The sequence below is a fragment of the Kitasatospora sp. LaBMicrA B282 genome (assembly GCF_050325825.1).
GTDB lineage: Bacteria > Actinomycetota > Actinomycetes > Streptomycetales > Streptomycetaceae > Kitasatospora.
Map to the genome: position 1 here is coordinate 1 of NZ_JBNQTI010000065.1, position 17,885 is coordinate 17,885.

General features: G+C 72.8%; 16 protein-coding genes. 14 read left to right on the forward strand and 2 right to left on the reverse strand.

Annotation, left to right across the window (positions count from 1 at the left end; all coding sequences use genetic code 11):
• Positions 1–55 precede the first annotated feature (55 nt).
• Entirely contained in the window at positions 56–550 is a 495-nt protein-coding gene (locus ACQRUO_RS19490; RefSeq protein ID WP_428317246.1) for a nuclear transport factor 2 family protein, read from the reverse strand.
• Positions 551–716: 166 nt separating this feature from the next.
• Here ACQRUO_RS19490 and ACQRUO_RS19495 point away from each other — a divergent pair, with 166 nt between their 5' ends.
• From ACQRUO_RS19495 to ACQRUO_RS19540, 10 genes are all read left to right on the forward strand, one after another.
• Entirely contained in the window at positions 717–2,192 is a 1,476-nt protein-coding gene (locus tag ACQRUO_RS19495) for an FAD-dependent monooxygenase (protein ID WP_428317247.1), read from the forward strand.
• A 46-nt stretch (positions 2,193–2,238) separates the two neighbouring features.
• Positions 2,239–2,937 (forward strand): antibiotic biosynthesis monooxygenase family protein, encoded by a 699-nt coding sequence (locus ACQRUO_RS19500; RefSeq protein WP_428317248.1) that lies wholly within the window; start codon positions 2,239–2,241, stop codon positions 2,935–2,937.
• A 284-nt stretch (positions 2,938–3,221) separates the two neighbouring features.
• Positions 3,222–3,551 carry a TcmI family type II polyketide cyclase gene (locus tag ACQRUO_RS19505; protein WP_428317249.1) on the forward strand — a complete coding sequence of 110 codons (330 nt, stop codon included), beginning with the start codon at positions 3,222–3,224 and terminating at the stop codon, positions 3,549–3,551.
• Positions 3,548–4,819, forward strand: a complete 1,272-nt coding sequence (locus ACQRUO_RS19510) for a beta-ketoacyl-[acyl-carrier-protein] synthase family protein (RefSeq protein WP_428317250.1) — start codon at positions 3,548–3,550, stop codon at positions 4,817–4,819. The genes ACQRUO_RS19505 and ACQRUO_RS19510 overlap by 4 nt, the downstream gene beginning before the upstream one ends.
• Complete coding sequence (locus ACQRUO_RS19515) at positions 4,816–6,030, forward strand: ketosynthase chain-length factor (RefSeq protein ID WP_428317251.1); 1,215 nt, start codon at positions 4,816–4,818, stop codon at positions 6,028–6,030. The genes ACQRUO_RS19510 and ACQRUO_RS19515 overlap by 4 nt, the downstream gene beginning before the upstream one ends.
• Positions 6,031–6,061: 31 nt before the next feature.
• Positions 6,062–6,331, forward strand: a complete 270-nt coding sequence (locus ACQRUO_RS19520) for an acyl carrier protein (protein ID WP_428317252.1) — start codon at positions 6,062–6,064, stop codon at positions 6,329–6,331.
• 12 nt (positions 6,332–6,343) lie between these two features.
• Positions 6,344–7,132 (forward strand): 3-oxoacyl-ACP reductase FabG, encoded by a 789-nt coding sequence (gene fabG / locus ACQRUO_RS19525; protein ID WP_428317253.1) that lies wholly within the window; start codon positions 6,344–6,346, stop codon positions 7,130–7,132.
• 56 nt (positions 7,133–7,188) lie between these two features.
• Positions 7,189–8,130 carry an aromatase/cyclase gene (locus ACQRUO_RS19530; RefSeq protein ID WP_428317254.1) on the forward strand — a complete coding sequence of 314 codons (942 nt, stop codon included), beginning with the start codon at positions 7,189–7,191 and terminating at the stop codon, positions 8,128–8,130.
• 3 nt (positions 8,131–8,133) lie between these two features.
• Positions 8,134–9,612 (forward strand): FAD-dependent monooxygenase, encoded by a 1,479-nt coding sequence (locus ACQRUO_RS19535; RefSeq protein ID WP_428317255.1) that lies wholly within the window; start codon positions 8,134–8,136, stop codon positions 9,610–9,612.
• A 54-nt stretch (positions 9,613–9,666) separates the two neighbouring features.
• Positions 9,667–11,172: an FAD-dependent monooxygenase gene (locus tag ACQRUO_RS19540; protein WP_428317256.1), complete on the forward strand. Its 1,506-nt coding sequence runs from the start codon at positions 9,667–9,669 to the stop codon at positions 11,170–11,172.
• Between the two features lie 297 nt (positions 11,173–11,469).
• Here ACQRUO_RS19540 and ACQRUO_RS19545 read toward each other — a convergent pair whose 3' ends face one another.
• Positions 11,470–12,555, reverse strand: coding sequence for a methyltransferase (locus tag ACQRUO_RS19545; protein WP_428317257.1), 1,086 nt, complete (start codon positions 12,553–12,555; stop codon positions 11,470–11,472).
• Between the two features lie 473 nt (positions 12,556–13,028).
• On the opposite strand from ACQRUO_RS19545, the gene ACQRUO_RS19550 reads away from it, so the two are divergent.
• The 4 genes from ACQRUO_RS19550 (at position 13,029) to ACQRUO_RS19565 (ending at position 17,802) form a co-directional block, all read left to right on the forward strand.
• Complete coding sequence (locus ACQRUO_RS19550) at positions 13,029–14,510, forward strand: FAD-dependent monooxygenase (RefSeq protein WP_428317258.1); 1,482 nt, start codon at positions 13,029–13,031, stop codon at positions 14,508–14,510.
• Between the two features lie 100 nt (positions 14,511–14,610).
• Positions 14,611–15,450 carry an SDR family oxidoreductase gene (locus tag ACQRUO_RS19555; protein ID WP_428317259.1) on the forward strand — a complete coding sequence of 280 codons (840 nt, stop codon included), beginning with the start codon at positions 14,611–14,613 and terminating at the stop codon, positions 15,448–15,450.
• 94 nt (positions 15,451–15,544) lie between these two features.
• Positions 15,545–17,017: an FAD-dependent monooxygenase gene (locus tag ACQRUO_RS19560; RefSeq protein WP_428317260.1), complete on the forward strand. Its 1,473-nt coding sequence runs from the start codon at positions 15,545–15,547 to the stop codon at positions 17,015–17,017.
• Positions 17,018–17,169: 152 nt separating this feature from the next.
• On the forward strand, positions 17,170–17,802 hold the full coding sequence (locus ACQRUO_RS19565) for a hemerythrin domain-containing protein (protein WP_428317261.1): 633 nt from the start codon (positions 17,170–17,172) through the stop codon (positions 17,800–17,802).
• Positions 17,803–17,885 lie beyond the last annotated feature (83 nt).

A 17,885-nucleotide genomic window follows, 5' to 3' on the forward strand; every position in this document is an offset into this window, starting at 1 on the left:
GGCGTCACCGGATCCGCTCCGGTGACGCCGCGCACGTCGTCGTGGCGCGGCCCGCTCAGCCGGCCTTCGGCGGCGGGGTGCCGTCCACCCAGAGCAGGCGGAACGAGAGCAGGGTCAGCCGCCAGCCCTGCGGGGTGCGCCGGGCCGCGCCGTCGACGAAGGTGCCGGTGGCGAAGAGCGGCTCCAGCCGGCCCTGCGGGAGCGCGAGGTGAGCGTGGTGCACGTGGGTGGAGAGCAGGTTGGCGCGCAGCGTGGCGCGGTCCTCCCCGTCCAGCACGACCAGCGCCGGGGAGCCCAGGTGCTGGGTGGCGGCGAAGGCCGCCAGGGCGGTGCGGTGGAAGTCGGCCATGCCCTCGATGCCCTCGTGCCGGCTCATCGGCGGGAAGGCGACCACCGCGTCCTCGGTGAACAGGCTCGCGGCCCAGGCGTCGTCGAGCTCCTCGTCGTCGAGCGCGAGCAGGTAGCGCTGCACCAGGTCGGCGACCGCGGCCCTGGACTCCACCGCGGTCGGCGCCGTGGCGGCAGCGGTGGGAATCTGCGTGGAAGTCATGCCTGAGAATGCGCCCCGCGGCACCGGGGCAGGCAAGCCTGCTTGACGAAGATCTGACGTTGCGGAAGTTCCTCTGTCATTGCTTGTCGATTCCCTGTACCGGCGGCTATTTACGGTCCGTCGAGCGCCTGGCGATACTGGCCGGACACCAGTGGGAAGAGGACAGATGAGCACCTTTGATGCGGACGTCATTGTCGTGGGGGCCGGTCCCACCGGACTCATGCTCGCGGCCGAATTGAGGCTCAACGGAGTCTCCGCCATTGTTCTCGACAAACTCGAGCAGCCCATTCAGGAATCCCGTGCCCTGGGTTTCTCGGCGCGCACGATCGAGGAGTTCGCGCAGCGCGGTCTGATTCCCCGGTTCGGCGAGGTCGGCGTCATTCCGGTCGGCCACTTCGGTGGTGTTCCGCTCGACTACCAGGTGCTGGAGGGCGGCTCCTACGGGGCCCGCGGCATCCCGCAGGCCCGCACCGAGGGCGTGCTCGGCGGCTGGGCCGCCGAGCTGGGCGCCGAGGTGCGCCGGGGCGTCGAGGTCACCGGTCTGACCCAGGACGCGGAGGGCGTGACGATCACCGCCACCGCCGCCGAGGGCCCGGTGACGCTGCGCGGCCGCTACGTGGTGGGCGCGGACGGCGCCCGCAGCGTGGTGCGCAAGAGCGCCGGCATCGACTTCCCCGGCTCCGAGCCGGCCATCGAGCTGCGCTTCGCCGACGTCTCCGGCATCCGGCTGCGCCCGCGCTACAGCGGCGAGCGGGTGCCCGGCGGCATGGTGATGGTCATTCCGATGGGCCCCGACCGGGCCCGGGTGATCTACTACGACCACTCCCAGCCGCTGCGCACCGGCTCCGACCCGATCACCTTCGCCGAGGTCACCGAGGCCTGGCAGCGACTGACCGGCGAGGACCTGAGCGGCGCCACCGCGCTCTGGGTCAGCTCGACCACGGACAACAGCCGCCAGGCCGCCGAGTACCGGCGCGGGCGGGTCTTCCTGGCCGGCGACGCGGCCCACATCCACCTGCCGATCGGCGCCCAGGGCATGAGCGCGGGCGTGCAGGACGCGGTGAACCTGGGCTGGAAGCTCGCCCTGGACCTCAAGGGCCTGGCGCCCGAGGGCCTGCTCGACACCTACCACGCCGAGCGGCACCCGGTCGGTGCCCGGATCCTGGTCAACACCCTGGCCCAGCGGATCCTCTACCTGGGCGGCGAGGAGATCACCCCGCTGCGCGAGGTCGTCGCCGAGCTGGTCGAGCACCACGAGTCGGTGCGCCGGCACCTGGTCGGCATGGTCACCGGCCTGGACATCCGCCACGAGGTCGGCCCGGGCGAGCACCCGCTGCTCGGCCGCCGGCTGCCCGACCGCGAGCTGGTGGTGGACGGCGAGAAGACCTCCGCCTTCGCGCTGCTGGCCGCCGGGCGCGCCCTGCTGCTGGAGATGGGCGGCGACCACGGGCTGGCCGCGGTGGCGGCCGGCTGGGCGGACCGGGTGGACCTGGTCCGCGCCGAGCTGGCCGACGACTGCGAGGCGTCGGTGGACGGCCTGCTGATCCGTCCCGACGGCTACGTCGCCTGGGCCGGGCCCGCCGACCAGGGCCCCGCCGGCCTCTCTGAATCCCTCAACCGCTGGTTCGGTCCCGCCAGTTGAGCGTGCCGCCCCGGCCAGTCCCTCCCCCATCTAAGGAAGCGAAGAAATGCCTTTCATCTCCGTCGAGGACAAGCACCTCACCGTTCTCAACCTCTTCACCTCCGACGAGCCGGCGAAGCAGGACCGGCTGATCGAGGAGATGACGAAGATCGTCAACGCGGCGACGTACGAGGGCTGGATGTCCAGCACCGTGCACGCGGGCATCGACGGCATCGGCACCCTGAACTTCATCCAGTGGCGCAGCGGCGAGGACCTCGAGGCCCGCTACGCCGGCGAGGAGTTCAACCACCGCACCCTGCCGGTCTTCAGCGAGATCACCACCTCGATCCGCCTGATGCAGAACGAGGTCGCCTACGTGCTGACCACCCCGGCGCTGGGCGGCAAGGTCGAGATCGGTCCCAACCGCGACGACTACACCGCGTTCGGCGTCTTCCCGGTCACCGACGAGGGCCAGGAGGACGTGATCGACGCCCTCGGCGCCGGCCAGGAGTTCTTCACCGAGGTGCCCGGCTTCCGCGCCCACGTGGTGCTGCGCGGCCTGCGCGCCCGCGGCCTGGACGGCAAGTTCGTCATCTCCTACTCGCAGTGGGACAGCAAGGAGGCGTACGACGCCTACACCTCCGTCCCGGCCGACCAGCAGGACCCGCGCCGCGTCGCCGCCCAGAACCGGATCCGCGCCGCCATCACCGGCCAGCCGTACCTGAACACCTACAAGGTGGTCCACACCCGCGCCGCCGGCGAGTGAGCCGGGCGCGCCGGACCGGCGCGCCCACCTCGCTGCCCCGACGCCCGGTTCCCTCCGCGGGGGCCGGGCGTCGCTTCTCCCTGCCCGCGCGGTCCCGCCCGCGCAGGCTCGCGGCAGGGGGCGCGCGGCGGCCTGCCCGCGCTCCGGTGAGAAACCAGAGCCCCGCGTGCGGGGCGCTATCGCGGAGCTGGAACGTCTAAACAGCACCGCGAGCACCGGCTGCCCTCACCGGCCCCGACCTGTTCCGCGAACCCTCCCACGCACTCGCCGAGGAGCCAAACCGTATGCACAGCACGCTGATTGTCGCCCGTATGGCAGCGACCTCGGCCACCGATGTGGCCAAGCTGTTCGCCGAGTTCGACGCGACGGACATGCCTCACCGCATGGGGACGCGGCGCCGCCAGCTGTTCTCCTACCGGGGCCTCTACTTCCACCTGCAGGACTTCGACACGGACAACGGCGGCGAGCTGATCGAGGCCGCCAAGTCGGACCCGCGCTTCGTCGGCATCAGCGAGGACCTGAAGCCGTTCATCGAGGCCTACGACCCGGCCACCTGGCGCTCCCCCGCCGACGCGATGGCCGCCCGCTTCTACAACTGGGAGGCGGGCGCGTGAGTCGCCGACGCGTCGTCATCACCGGGATCGAGGTGATCGCTCCCGGTGGTGTCGGCAAGGAGAAGTTCTGGAACCTGCTGAGCGAGGGACGCACCGCCACCCGCGGGATCACGTTCTTCGACCCCACGCCGTTCCGCTCCCGGGTGGCCGCCGAGGCCGACTTCGACCCGTACGCGCACGGCCTGAGCCCGCAGCAGGTGCGCCGGCTGGACCGGGCCGCCCAGTTCGCCGTGGTCGCCTCGCGCGGTGCGGTCGCCGACAGCGGCATCGAGCTGTCCGCCTACGCCCCGCACCGGATCGGCGTCACCGTCGGCAGCGCGGTGGGCGCGACCATGGGCCTGGACGAGGAGTACCGGGTGGTGAGCGACGGCGGCCGGCTGGACGTCGTCGACCACACCTACGCGGTGCCGCACCTGTACAACCACATGATGCCGAGTTCCTTCGCCACCGAGGTGGCCTGGGCGGTGGGCGCGGAGGGTCCCAGCACGGTGGTCTCCACCGGCTGCACCTCCGGCATCGACTCGGTCGGCTATGCCGTCGAGCTGGTCCGCGAGGGCTCGGCCGACGTGGTGATCGCCGGCTCCTCGGACGCCCCGATCTCGCCGATCACCATGGCCTGCTTCGACGCGATCAAGGCCACCACCCCGCGCTACGACGAGCCGGAGCGCGCCTCCCGCCCGTTCGACGCGACCCGCAACGGCTTCGTGCTGGGCGAGGGCACCGCGTTCTTCGTGCTCGAGGAGCTGGAGAGCGCCCGGAAGCGCGGCGCGCACATCTACGCCGAGATCGCCGGCTACGCCACCCGCAGCAACGCGTACCACATGACCGGGCTGCGCCCGGACGGGCTGGAGATGGCCGAGGCGATCGAGCGGGCGCTGGATGAGGCCCGGATGAACGGCGACGCGATCGACTACATCAACGCGCACGGCTCCGGCACCAAGCAGAACGACCGGCACGAGACGGCCGCCTTCAAGCGCACGCTGGGCGACCACGCCTACCGCACGCCGGTCAGCTCCATCAAGTCGATGGTCGGGCACTCGCTCGGCGCCATCGGCTCCATCGAGATCGCCGCCTCGGCGCTGGCCATGGAGTACGACGTGGTGCCGCCCACGGCCAACCTGCACACTCCGGACCCGGAGTGCGACCTCGACTACGTCCCCGTCACCGCGCGCGACCAGGTCGTCGACGCGGTCCTCACGGTGGGCAGCGGCTTCGGCGGCTTCCAGAGCGCCATGGTGCTGGCCAACCCGGAAAGGAGCCTCGTATGACCGCGTCGGTGGTGATCACCGGGCTGGGCATCACCGCCCCCAACGGGCTCGGGACCGAGGACTACTGGTCGGCGACCTGCGCCGGCAAGAGCGGCATCGGCCGGATCACCCGGTTCGACCCGTCGAGCTACCCGTCCCGGCTGGCCGGCCAGGTGCCCGGCTTCCAGGACGAGGAGTACCTGCCCAGCCGCCTGCTGCCGCAGACCGACCGGGTCACCCGGCTGGCCCTGGTGGCGACCGACTGGGCGCTCGCGGACGCCGGGGTGAACCCCGGTGAGCTGCCCGACTTCGACATGGGCGTGATCACGGCCGCCGGCGCCGGTGGCTTCGAGTTCGGCCAGGGCGAGCTGCAGAGCCTGTGGAGCCGCGGCAGCCAGTACGTCTCGGCGTACCAGTCGTTCGCCTGGTTCTACGCCGTGAACAGCGGTCAGATCTCGATCCGCAACGGGATGAAGGGCCCCTCCGGCGTCGTGGTCAGCGAGGGCGCCGGCGGCCTGGACGCGCTGGCGCAGGCCCGCCGCCAGATCCGCAAGGGCACCTCGCTGATCGTCACCGGCGGCATCGAGGCGCCGGTCTGCCCGTGGGGCTGGGTGGCGCAGCTGGCCACCGGCCGGCTCAGCACCAGCGACCGCCCGGACCACGCCTACCTGCCGTTCGACCGCGAGGCGGCCGGCTACGTGCCCGGTGAGGGCGGGGCGATCCTGATCGCCGAGGACGCGGATGCGGCCCGCTCGCGCGGGGCCCGGATCTACGGCGAGATCGCCGGCTACGGCGCCACCATCGACCCGCGTCCGGGCAGCGGCCGCGAGCCGGCCCTGCGCAAGGCCATCCAGGTCGCGCTGGCGGACGCGGACGCGAGCCCGAGCGAGATCGACGTGGTCTTCGCCGACGGCGCCGGCGACCGCGGCGGCGACCGGATCGAGGCCGAGGCGCTCGCCGCCGTCTTCGGCGAGCGTGCGGTGCCGGTGACGGTGCCCAAGACGATGACCGGCCGGCTCTACGCCGGTGGGGCGCCGCTGGACCTGGCCGCCGCGCTGCTGAGCATCCGCGACGGCGTCATCCCGCCCACCACCAACGTGGACCCGTCCGAGGACTACCGGCTCGACCTGGTCACCGGTTCCCCGCGCAAGACCGCGGTGCGCACCGCGCTGGTCGTGGCCCGTGGCACCGGCGGCTTCAACTCCGCCGTCGTCGTCCGTGCCGCCGACTGACCCAGCCCACCACCCACGAAAGGAACCGACCATGACCGCCAAGGTGTTCACCCTCGACGATCTGAAGCGCACCCTGCTGGAGGCCGCCGGCGTGGCCGAGGGTGTCGACCTGAACTCCGACATCTCGGACACCGAGTTCGAGGTGCTGGGCTACGAGTCGCTGGCGCTGCTGGAGACCGGCAGCCTGATCGAGCGCGAGTACGGCATCTCGCTCGACGAGGAGGCGGTCGGCGAGGCCCGCACCCCGCGCGCCTTCATCGACGTCGTCAACGCGCAGCTCGCGCCGGCCAACGCCGCCTGAAGGGGAGAGCAGATGACCGAGAGCACCACGCCCAAGGTCGCCGTCATCACCGGCGGCACCAGCGGCATCGGCCTCGCCTCGGCCCGGGCGCTGGCCGCCTCCGGCCACCGGGTCTTCATCGGCGCGCGCAACGCCGACAACATCGCCGACACCGTCAAGCAGCTGCAGGCCGAGGGCCTGGAGGCGGACGGCGCGGTGGTGGACATCCGCGACACCGCCTCCGTGCAGGCCTGGGTGCAGGCCGCCGTCGACCGCTTCGGCAGCGTCGACGTGCTGGTGAACAACGCCGGCCGCTCCGGCGGCGGGGTCACCGCGGACATCGCGGAGGAGCTCTGGCAGGACGTCATCGAGACGAACCTGAACAGCGTCTTCCGGGTCACCCACGCGGTGCTCAACACCGGCGGCATGCGCCACAAGGACCGCGGCCGGATCATCAACATCGCCTCCACCGCGGGCAAGCAGGGCGTCGTCCTGGGCGCGCCCTACTCGGCCTCCAAGCACGGGGTGGTCGGCTTCACCAAGGCCCTCGGCAACGAGCTCGCCCCCACCGGGATCACCGTCAACGCGGTCTGCCCCGGCTACGTCGAGACGCCGATGGCCCAGAAGGTGCGCCAGGGCTACGCGGCCGCCTACGACACCTCCGAGTCGGCGATCCTGGAGAAGTTCCAGTCCAAGATCCCGCTCGGCCGCTACTCCACGCCGGAGGAGGTCGCCGGGCTGGTCAACTACCTGGCCTCCGACACCGCCGCCTCCATCACCGCGCAGGCGCTCAACGTCTGCGGCGGCCTGGGCAACTTCTGAGCCCGCGGCACCCGCCGACTGCTCCCGGGCACCCATCGAAAGAGGAGAGAGCCGTCATGACGACCCGTGAGGTCGAGCACGAGATCACCATCGCCGCCCCGGCCGCCGCGGTCTACCAGCTGCTCGCGGACGTGACCAACTGGCCGCGCATCTTCCCGCCCACCATCCACGTCGACCGGGTGGAAGCGCAGGGCAACGAGGAGCGGATCCGGATCTGGGCGACCGCCAACGGCGAGGCGAAGAACTGGACCTCGCGCCGCACGCTGGACCCCGAGGCCCTGCGCATCACCTTCCGCCAGGAGATCCCGGCCCCGCCGGTCGCCGCCATGGGCGGCACCTGGATCATCGAGCCGATCGGTGAGCAGGAGTCCCGGGTCCGGCTGCTGCACGACTACCGGGCGGTCAACGACGACCCGCACGACCTGCTGTGGATCGAGGTGGCGGTCGACAAGAACAGCACCTCCGAGCTGGCCGCGCTCAAGGAGAACGTCGAGCTGGTGCAGGCCGCCGAGGCCGAGGAGCTGACCTTCTCGTTCACCGACACGGTGCAGATCGCCGGCCGGGCCAAGGACGCGTTCGACTTCATCAACGAGGCCCAGCTCTGGGCCGAGCGGCTGCCGCACGTGGCCGTCGTCCGGCTCGCCGAGGACACCCCGGGCCTGCAGGAGCTGGAGATGGACACCCGGGCCAAGGACGGCTCGGTGCACACCACCAAGTCCTACCGGGTGGTCTTCGCGGACCGGAAGATCGCCTACAAGCAGGTCACCCTGCCGGCGCTGATGACCCTGCACACCGGTGAGTGGAACTTCGTGGACACCGCGGAGGGCACCGCCGCCTCCTCGCAGCACACGGTCACCATCAACACCGCCAACATCGCGAAGATCCTCGGTCCGGAGGCCACCGTGGCCGACGCCCGGGCCTACGTGCACACCGCGCTGTCCACCAACAGCTGCGCGACGCTGGCCCACGCCAAGGCCTACGCCGAGCAGAAGGCCTGACCCGTGGCGGCGGATCGTCTGGCGGCGGACGTCGTCGTCGTCGGGGCCGGTCCCGTCGGGCTGATGCTCGCCGGTGAACTGGCCCGCGGCGGCGCCGGCGTGGTCGTCGTGGAGCAGCGCAACGGCCCGACGACCGAGTCCCGGGCCTCCACCCTGCACGCCCGCACCATGGAGATCCTGGACAGCCGTGGGCTGCTGCCCGAGCTGGACGATCCGCCGAACGAGCCGCGCGGCCACTTCGGCGGTCTGCCGCTCGACCTCACCCTGCCCAGCACCCACCCGGGCCAGTGGAAGGTGCCGCAGACCAAGACCGAGGCGGTGCTGGAGGAGTGGGCGCTGTCGCTGGGCGTCGACATCCGCTGCGGGCACCGGCTGGCCGCGGTCGGCGAGGTGGGCGAGTTCGTCGAGTCCGAGGCGGTGGGCCGGGACGGGGTGCTGCGGCTGCGTTCGCGCTACCTGGTGGCCTGCGACGGCGAGGACAGCTCGGTGCGCCGGCTGCTGGACCTCGACTTCCCCGGCCAGGACGCGGGTCGCGAGCTGATCCGCGCCGACGTGGACGGCATCGACATCCCCAACCGGCGCTTCCAGCGCCTGGAGCGCGGCCTGGCCATCGCCGCCCGCCGCGGCGACGGGGTGACCCGGGTGATGGTGCACGAGTTCGGCTCGGTGGCCCGGCCGCGCAGCGGTGACGCGCAGTTCGAGGAGATCGCCACCATCTGGAAGCGGGTGACCGGCGAGGACATCAGCGGCGGCACCCCGCTGTGGGTGAACTCCTTCGGCGACGCCTCCCGGCAGCTGACCCGCTACCGGCACGGGCGGGTGCTGTTCGCCGGCGACGCGGCCCACCGGCAGATGCCGATCGGCGGGCAGGCCCTCAACCTGGGGCTGCAGGACGCGGTCAACCTGGGCTGGAAGCTGGCCCTGGTGGTGCGCGGCCAGGCGCCGCAGGAGCTGCTGGAGACCTACCACGTCGAGCGGCACGCGGTCGGCCGCCGGGTGCTGGCCAACATCCGCGCCCAGGCCATGATGCTGCTGGGCACCCCCGAGGTGGAGCCGGTGCGCACCCTGCTGGGCGAGCTGATCGCCCACGAGGACGTGCGGGCCCACCTGGCCGGCATGATCAGCGGCCTGGACGTGCGCTACGACCTCGGCACCGCCGAGGAGCGGGCGGCGCAGCCGCTGCTCGGCGCCCGGCTGCCGCACGCCGTGCTGCGCACCGGTGCCCTCAAGGTGCGCAGCGCCGAACTGCTGCGGGCCGGCGGCGGGGTGCTGCTGCAGCTCGGCGGCCCGGACGCGGCCGGCCTGCGGGCCGACGGCTGGGCGGACCGGGTCACCGTCGTCACCGGCGAGGTCGAGCCCGGCAGCGCGCTGGCGGGCCACGGCGCCCTGCTGGTCCGCCCCGACGGCTACCTCGCCTGGCTGGGCCGGGACGCGACGGGGCTGCCCGAGGCGCTCGAACGCTGGTTCGGCTCGGCCCGCTGAAGTACCCGTTCCGCCTCACCGCACAGCCTAGGCACACTGCCAGGAAGGACAACCATGAGAGGGACAGCGGCGGACGCCGACGTCATCGTCGTCGGTGCCGGCCCGACCGGACTGATGCTCGCCGGGGAACTGCGCCTCGGCGGGGTCCGGGTCGTCGTGATCGAGAAGCTGGCCGCTCCCACCGGCCAGTCCCGCGGCCTGGGCTTCACCGCCCGGGCCATGGAGGTGTTCGACGAGCGCGGGCTGCTGCCCCGGTTCGGCCAGGGCGAGACCCTGACGACCAGCCCGGTGGGGCACTTCGGCGGCGCCCAGTTCGACTTCACCGTGCTGCGCGACGCCCACTTCGGGGCCCGCGGCATCCCGCAGGGGCAGACCGAGGCGGTGCTGGAGGGCTGGGCCGGCGAGCTGGGCGCCGACATCCGGCGCGGCTGGGAGTTCCTCTCGCTGGGCGACGGCTTCCTCGACGGGGACGCGGTGGAGATCACCGTGCGCACCCCCGAGGGCACCGAGCAGCAGCTGCGCGCCGCCTACCTGGTGGGCTGCGACGGCGGGGCCAGCCGGATCCGCCGGGCGGCCGGCTTCGACTTCCCCGGCACGGACGCCACCCGCGGCATGTACCTGGCCGACGTGACCGGCTGCGAGCTGCGCCCGCGCTTCCTGGGCGAGCGGCTGCCGAACGGCATGGTGATGGCGGCCCCGCTCGCCGAGGGCGTGGACCGGATCATCGTCTGCCCGGACGGCGTGCCCGCGCACGACCGGGAACGCACCGTCACCTTCGAGGAGGTGGCGGCGGCCTGGGAGCACATCACCGGCGAGGACATCTCGCACGGCGGCGCCGACTGGGTCAGCTCCTTCACCGACGCCACCCGCCAGGCGGCCGAGTACCGGCACGGGCGGGTCTTCCTGGTCGGCGACGCGGCCCACATCCACCTGCCGGCCGGCGGCCAGGGGCTGAGCACCGGGGTGCAGGACGCGGCCAACCTGGGCTGGAAGCTGGCCGCGGTGGTGCGCGGCGAGGCCCCGCAGGAGCTGCTGGACACCTACCACGCCGAGCGGCACCCGGTGGGCCGGCGGCTGCTGGCCAACACCCGGGCGCAGGGCGTGGTCTTCCTCGGCGGCGCCGAGTCCGACCCGCTGCGCGAGCTGTTCGGCGAGCTGGTCCAGTACGACGAGGTCAAGCGGCACCTGGCCGGTTCGGTCAGCCACCTGGACGTGCGCTACGACCTCGGTGACGAGCAGGCGCCCGCGCTGGTGGGCCGCCGGATGCCGCGCCGGGTGCTGGTCGGCGCGGACGGCGAGCACAAGGTGGCGCAGCTGCTGCACCCGGCCCGCGGGGTGCTGCTCGACCTGGCCGACGACGCCGCGACGCGGCGCACCGCGGCCGGCTGGCTGGGCCGGGTCGACGTGCACACCGTGTCCGCCAAGCCGATCGAGGGGCCCGACCCGCTGGCCGACCTGTCGGCGGTGCTGATCCGCCCCGACGGTTACGTGGCCTGGGCGGGCGACTCCCGCGAGGGTCTGGCCGCGGCCCTGGAGCGCTGGTTCGGCGCGGCCGCCTGAGAGCGATTTCCCCGACACCCTTCCCCCACAGGGTGGTGCCCCCGTCCCGCTCCGCTCGGGACGGGGGCACGGGTGTGTCCGGGGCCGGGTCGGGCGGGTGAGTCCGGGCCCGGGTCGGGCGGGCGGGTCGGGCGCGCAGGCGGGACCTTCCTCGCGCGGGCCGGCTCCCGCGGGCCGGCTCCCGCGGGCAGCCGAAAGGCCCCGGTGCCGCATCGGGGGTGTGCGGCACCGGGGCCTGCTCCGGGGTGCCGGCGGCGCTGACCCGGGGTCAGCACCACCGGCCGGGCGGTGGGACGGTCAGACGGCGACGGCCTCGACGATGGAGACCGCGGCGGCGGTCTCCACCACGCGCTCCAGCTTGAAGCCGGCCTCGGCGACCAACTCGGCGTACTGCGCGGGGTTGCGCTCCTTGCCGCCCACCAGCAGCAGCAGCCACAGGTCGACCAGCTTGCCGGAGTGCGGCTCGTTGCCCTCCTCGGGCACCACCATCTCGACCAGCAGCAGCTTGGCGCCGGGCTTGCAGGCCGCGCGGATGTTGCGCAGGATCTGCAGCGCCTGCTCCTGCGGCCAGTCGTGGACGATGTGCTTGAGCACGTAGGCGTCGCCGCCCTCGACGACCGGGGCGAACATGTCGCCGTCGGTGATCTCCGTCCGGTCCGCCACGCCCTGGGCGGCCAGGTACTCGCCGGCGCCGTTGAAGCCCACCCGGGGGTCGGAGAGGATGCCCTTGGTGGTGGGCGCGCTCTTCAGGATGCCGGCCAGCAGGCCGCCGTTCCCGCCGCAGAAGTCGACCACGGTGCCGAACTGCGAGAAGTCGTAGGCGGCGACCACCGGCTCGGTCTCGGTGACCGACATGTTGCCCATGCCGCCGATGAAGGCCGCGCCGTACTCCTGGTCCTGCATGAAGTACTCGAAGGCGCTGGCGCCGCGCCGCTTGGGCAGGCTCGGCTCGCCGGTGACCACGGAGTCGACGAAGCCGTTCCACTCGTCCCAGTGCGCCGGGTGGCCCATCAGCACGGCCAGGTCCCGCATGGTCACCGGGTGGTCGGCGCGCAGCGCGTCGGCCATCGGGGTGAGCGCCCAGCGGCCGTCCGCCTGGCGCTCGAAGACGCCGTTGGCGGCCAGCAGGCGCAGCGTGCGCCCGAGCGCCTCGGCGTGGGCGCCGACCTTGCCGGCGAGCTCCTCGATCGGCAGCGGGCCGTCGGCGAGCGCCTCGGCGACGCTCAACTTGGCGGCGACGTACAGGGCCTGGGTGATCATCGAACCCATGGCGAGCTCGAGCAGGGCGAACGGCGGGGGCGCGAGCTCCCGCACCTGCTTCTGCAGGTCCGCCCGGGTCTTTTCCGCGGCGCGCACGACTTCCGGTGGCGGCAAAGCGGACATGCGATTCCTCCATGGCAGCTGAGCGAAATTTCCGTCCCCCTGGCCGGGAGGACCCGGGCCACCATGTTAGGGAAATTCGCCGAATTGCCCTGGACCACCACTAGCGCGCTCCTGGAGTTCTCCTGGGCCGATTTCCCGAGGCGTCCGGCCCGGCTTTCCGACGGGAATGACGGGCTCTGCGCACGATGCTCGGAGCCCCCGTTCCCGGCGGCTGCGGGCGGCCGTGGTGGGGAACGGCTCGGCAGCCGCTCGACGGCCGCCAGCGCCAAGTCCTGCCGCGGCCCGCGGCTCGGCATCCTGACCGGGTGCGCCCGCGGCTGCCCCGTGGGCAGGCCTCCGCGGGCCGCGGACCCGCTCGCGGCAGCCACCACCCACGACTCGAGGCAGCCGGAGGATCGCTTGAGTCATCCTGCACCGGCCGTCAACTCCCCTGGTCTTCTGTGGTGACCAACCGTCAGCTTGGAGGAAACGAAATGGCAAAGGGCGCGATCATCGTCGGCGCCGGACCGGTCGGTCTGATGCTCGCCGGTGAACTGCGGCTCGGCGGCGCGGACGTCGTCGTCTACGACAAGCTGCCGGCCCCCAGCGGCGAATCCCGCGGTCTCGGATTCACCAGCCGCACCGCGGAGGTGTTCGACCAGCGCGGCCTGCTGGAAAAGCTCGGCGAGATCCGCTGGGGCAAGCAGGGCCACTACGGCGGTGTCCGAATCGACTTCTCGCTGCTGGAGGAGAGCCACTTCGGTGTGATGGGCCTGGCCCAGTCGGTCACCGAGCAGGCACTGAACGACTGGGTCGCCGAGCTCGGGGTGCCGGTGCGCCGCGGCTACGAGCTGACCGCGCTGCGCGAGACCGCCGACGGCGTGGTGCTCGGCTTCGAGGGCCCCGACGGCTTCGAGGAGGACACCGCCTCCTACGTCGTCGGCTGCGACGGCGGCAAGAGCACCGTGCGCACCCTGACCGGCATCGCCTTCCCCGGGGACGAGCCCACCCGCGGCCTCTACCTGGCCGACGTGGTCGGTGCCGACCTTCGGATGCGGCCGATCGGCGAGCGGATCGAGGGCGGCGGCATGGTGCTGTCGGTCACCCTGGAGCCCGGGGTGGACCGGATCGTCATCCACGAGCCGGGCCTGCGCCCGCACCACGGCGAGGGCGAGCTCAAGTTCTCCGAGCTGGCCGACGCCTGGCAGCGGCTGACCGGCGAGGACATCCACCACGCGAGCGCCTCGTGGATGTGCGCCCTGACCAACGCCACCGGCCTGGCCGAGCAGTACCGCAAGGGCCGGGTCCTCCTGGCCGGCGACGCCGCGCACGACCACGCCCCGCTCGGCGCCCAGGGCGTCAGCGTCGGCCTGCAGGACGCCGTCAACCTGGGCTGGAAGCTGGCCGCGGTGCTGGCCGGCCACTGCCCGGAGAGCCTGCTGGACACCTACCACAAGGAGCGGCACCCGATCGGCGAGAAGCTGATGCGGGACGTCCACTCGATGTCGCTGCTCTACCTGAGCGGCGAGGAGATGGAGCCGCTGCGCGCCGTCATGCGCGAGCTGGTGCAGCTGCCGGAGGCGGCCCGCCGGCTGGCCGGCCGGGTCAGCGGCCTGCACATCCGCTACCCCGTCGGCGGCGCCGGCGAGCACCCGCTGCTCGGCCTGCGGCTGGCCCCGAACCACGTGGTGGAGCGCACCGACGGCAGCAAGGCCCGGGTGGCCGAGCTGCTGCACGCCGCCCACGGCGTGCTGATCGTCACCGACCCCGAGTCCACCGCCGCCGAGACCGCCACCGCCTGGGCCGACCGGGTGGACGTGGTCACCGGCTCCTGGGCCGACGGCGACGCCGACCTCCCGGAGGCCGTGCTGGTGCGCCCCGACGGCTACGTCGTGTGGACCTCGCCGCGCGGCGGCGACCTCCAGTTCGCGCTGACCCGCTGGTTCGGCAAGCCGTCCTTCGGCTACGGCAAGTAACCCACCGCCCGACCTCCCCGCACGTGAGCCGGCCGGTGGCAACGGGGGCCGCCGGCCGGTCGTCCCCCTTCCCAGCACGGGCCCAGAAAGGGCAACAGCAATGACCGTCCTGGTCACCGGCAGCCGCGGCAAAGTCGGCTCCCTGCTCGTGCACCTCCTCGTCGAGAGAGGCGTGCCGGTCAGAGCCGGCTCCAGCGCCCCCGACGAGCTCACCCTGCCCGCCGGCGCGGAGCCGGTGCGGCTGAGCCTCACCGACCCCGCGACCTTCCCCGCCGCGCTGGCCGGTGTCAGCTCGGTCTTCCTCTACTGCGAGCCCGCCCACATCGACGAGTTCATCGAGGCCGCCAAGGCCGCCGGCGTCGAGCACCTGGTGCTGATGTCCGCGGACGCGGTGCTGCGCCCGGGGGCCGAGCAGAACTCGATCGCCCGCCCGCACTGGCTGGTCGAGCAGGCCGTGAAGGCCTCCGGGCTGGCCTGGACGGTGCTCAACCCCGGTTCGCTGGCCAGCAACGCAGGCTCCTGGAAGTACGTGCTGAAGGCCCGCGGCGCGGTCACCCTGCCCTTCCCCGACGCCTACGCCGACCCGACCTACGAGCCGGACGTCGCGGAGGCCGCCTTCGCCGCGCTGACCCGCCCGGAGGTGCGCGGGCGCAACTACCACCTGACCGGTCCCCAGACGCTCACCTTCCGCGAGCAGGTGGCGGTGATCTCCGAGGTGACCGGGCGTGACATCCCGGTGCAGGCGATCCCGCCGTCGGTCTGGCTGGCCAACCGACCGGGCTTCATCCCGGAGGACATCGCCATCGCCCTGATCGAGTACTGGTCCACCTGTGACAAGCCGGTCCCGCTCAGCCGGGACTTCGAGATCCTGATCGGCCGCCCGTGCCGCCCGTTCCGGGCCTGGGCCGAGGACCACGCGGCCGCCTTCGCCGCCGCCTGACGGTCACCGGGCGCCGGGCGCCGGCTGACCCCGAACCGAACCGCCGACCTGGCACTGCCCGTTGCGGGGCAGCTTTCTGATTGAGGAGTACGACATGGCAAAGGGCGCGATCATCGTCGGCGCCGGGCCGGTCGGGCTGATGCTCGCCGGTGAACTGAGGCTGGGCGGCGTCGACGTCGTCGTGTTCGAGAAGCTGCCGGCTCCCAGCGGGGAGTCCCGCGGGGTCGGCTTCACCCGCCGGGCCGCCGAGGTGTTCGCCCAGCGCGGGCTGCTCGAGCGGTTCGGCGAGGTCGAGTGGGCGCAGGGCCACTTCGGCGGCGTGAAGATCGACTTCTCGAAGCTGACCGACAACCACTTCAGCGTGCGCGGCATCCCGCAGTTCCGCACCGAGGAGATCCTCGAGGGCTGGCTGAAGGAGCTGGGCGTCGAGGTCCGCCGCAACCACGAGGTGCTCGGCTTCCGGGAGACCGCGGACGGGGTGGTCGTCGAGTTCGAGGGCCCCGAGGGCCGCGGCGAGGAGAGCGCCCGGTACCTGGTGGGCTGCGACGGCGCGCGCAGCGTGGTGCGCAAGCAGGCCGGCATCGCCTTCCCCGGCTGGGAGCCCACCCGCGGGATGTACATGGCCGACGTGGTCGGCGCGAAGGTGCGCCAGCGGCCGATCGGCGAGCGGGTGCCCGGCGGCATGGTGATGGCCTTCAACCTCGAGGAGGGCGTGCACCGCATCGTCATCCACAACGAGGCGCTGCGCCCGCCGGAGGACAAGAGCGGCCTGACCTTCGAGATCATCGCCGACGCCTGGCAGGAGATGACCGGCGAGTCGCTGCACGGCGCCAAGGTGCGCTGGGTCAGCTCCTTCACCGACACCACCCGGCAGGCCGAGCACTACCGCAAGGACCGGATCTTCCTGGTCGGCGACGCCACCCACATCCACATGCCGGCCGGCGCGCAGGGCATGAGCGTGGGCGTGCAGGACGCGGTGAACCTGGGCTGGAAGCTGGCCGCCGCGATCAACGGCTGGGCGCCCGAGGGCCTGCTGGACACCTTCGAGTCCGAGCGGCACCCGGTCGGCGAGCTGCTGATGCGCAACACCCGGGCGCAGACCAAGCTCTACCTCAGCGGCGAGGAGATGGAGCCGCTGCGCCAGGTGCTCCAGGAGCTGGTCCAGGACGCCCCGGTGGCCCGTCACCTGGCCGGCCAGGTCAGCGGCCTGGACGTGCGCTACGACATGGGCGAGGGCAGCCACCCCCGCCTCGGCCTGCGACTGAGCCCCGACACCGGGGTCAAGCTGACCGACGGCACCCCGGTCACCGTGACCGACCTGCTCAAGCCGGCCCGCGGCGTCCTGATCGTCACCCCCGCCGCGGCCGACGCCGAGGCGCTGCGGGAGACCGCCCGGCGCTGGGCGGAGCGGGTCGACACCGTCACCGGCGACTGGATCGACGCGCCGGCCGAGGGCCCGCAGGCGCTGCACGCGGTGCTGGTCCGCCCCGACGGCCACATCGCCTGGGCCGCGCCCGACGAGGCGGGCCTCGCGGCCGCGCTGGAGCGCTGGTTCGGAAACGCTTGACGCCCGCTGGAGTGCGGCCTCGGTGACCCCGTCGGCCGATTTATCGTGAAAACCGTCCCTGCGCTGCGGCCGCAGCGCGGGGAGCGGTGCCGCGGCCGGGGGGCCGGTTCCGCCCAACCCCGGCCGCTGCCCTAGGGATTGAGGGAGAACCCATGAGCACGACCTTCAAGCACGACTTCACCACCATGTTCGTGATCCACGACGCGCTCCGCCGCGAGCTGGAGCTGCTGGCCAAGGTCACGGCCAAGACCACGGACGACCCGCGCCAGGTGCTGGCCAACGCCGCCGGCTGGGAGATGTTCAAGAAGTTCCTGCACGTCCACCACGGCGCCGAGGACGAGGCGCTGTGGCCGCAGGTGCGCGAGGCCCTGGCCGAGCGTCCGGACGACCTCGCGCTGGTCGACGAGATGGAGGCCGAGCACGCCACCATCGACCCGCTGCTGGACAGCATCGACGCCGCGGTGGCCGACGCCAAGGCCGGCGAGATCGGCGCCCTGGTCGACGCCCTGGTGACCAACCTGACCGGCCACTTCAAGCACGAGGAGGAGGCCGCGCTGCCGCTCGTCGACTCGGTGGCCACCATGCCGATGCTGATCGGCTTCGGCCAGGCGCACACCGCCCGGGTCGGCGACGACACCCCGCGCTTCCTGCCGTGGATGCTGGACGGCGCCTCCGAGGCCGCCGCCGCGACCGTGCTGCGCCCGCTGCCGGACCCGGTGAAGGGCCTGTACAACAACATCTGGGTGCCGGCCTACACCAACCTGGAGCGCTGGCCCTCCGCCTGACCCACCGGGCGACCGGTTCGCGACCGGTCGCCGCACGCGCACCATCCCCCACTCCCGAGCGCGCCGCCCACCAGGCGGAACCA

What these genes read in the sequence shown, in the direction of transcription:
- ACQRUO_RS19490 (WP_428317246.1), bottom strand. Translation starts at nt 550, where the DNA reads ATGACTTCCACGCAGATTCCCACCGCTGCCGCCACGGCGCCGACCGCG.
- ACQRUO_RS19495 (WP_428317247.1), top strand. Translation starts at nt 717, where the DNA reads ATGAGCACCTTTGATGCGGACGTCATTGTCGTGGGGGCCGGTCCCACC.
- ACQRUO_RS19500 (WP_428317248.1), top strand. Translation starts at nt 2,239, where the DNA reads ATGCCTTTCATCTCCGTCGAGGACAAGCACCTCACCGTTCTCAACCTC.
- ACQRUO_RS19505 (WP_428317249.1), top strand. Translation starts at nt 3,222, where the DNA reads ATGCACAGCACGCTGATTGTCGCCCGTATGGCAGCGACCTCGGCCACC.
- ACQRUO_RS19515 (WP_428317251.1), top strand. Translation starts at nt 4,816, where the DNA reads ATGACCGCGTCGGTGGTGATCACCGGGCTGGGCATCACCGCCCCCAAC.
- ACQRUO_RS19520 (WP_428317252.1), top strand. Translation starts at nt 6,062, where the DNA reads ATGACCGCCAAGGTGTTCACCCTCGACGATCTGAAGCGCACCCTGCTG.
- fabG (WP_428317253.1), top strand. Translation starts at nt 6,344, where the DNA reads ATGACCGAGAGCACCACGCCCAAGGTCGCCGTCATCACCGGCGGCACC.
- ACQRUO_RS19530 (WP_428317254.1), top strand. Translation starts at nt 7,189, where the DNA reads ATGACGACCCGTGAGGTCGAGCACGAGATCACCATCGCCGCCCCGGCC.
- ACQRUO_RS19540 (WP_428317256.1), top strand. Translation starts at nt 9,667, where the DNA reads ATGAGAGGGACAGCGGCGGACGCCGACGTCATCGTCGTCGGTGCCGGC.
- ACQRUO_RS19545 (WP_428317257.1), bottom strand. Translation starts at nt 12,555, where the DNA reads ATGTCCGCTTTGCCGCCACCGGAAGTCGTGCGCGCCGCGGAAAAGACC.
- ACQRUO_RS19550 (WP_428317258.1), top strand. Translation starts at nt 13,029, where the DNA reads ATGGCAAAGGGCGCGATCATCGTCGGCGCCGGACCGGTCGGTCTGATG.
- ACQRUO_RS19555 (WP_428317259.1), top strand. Translation starts at nt 14,611, where the DNA reads ATGACCGTCCTGGTCACCGGCAGCCGCGGCAAAGTCGGCTCCCTGCTC.
- ACQRUO_RS19560 (WP_428317260.1), top strand. Translation starts at nt 15,545, where the DNA reads ATGGCAAAGGGCGCGATCATCGTCGGCGCCGGGCCGGTCGGGCTGATG.
- ACQRUO_RS19565 (WP_428317261.1), top strand. Translation starts at nt 17,170, where the DNA reads ATGAGCACGACCTTCAAGCACGACTTCACCACCATGTTCGTGATCCAC.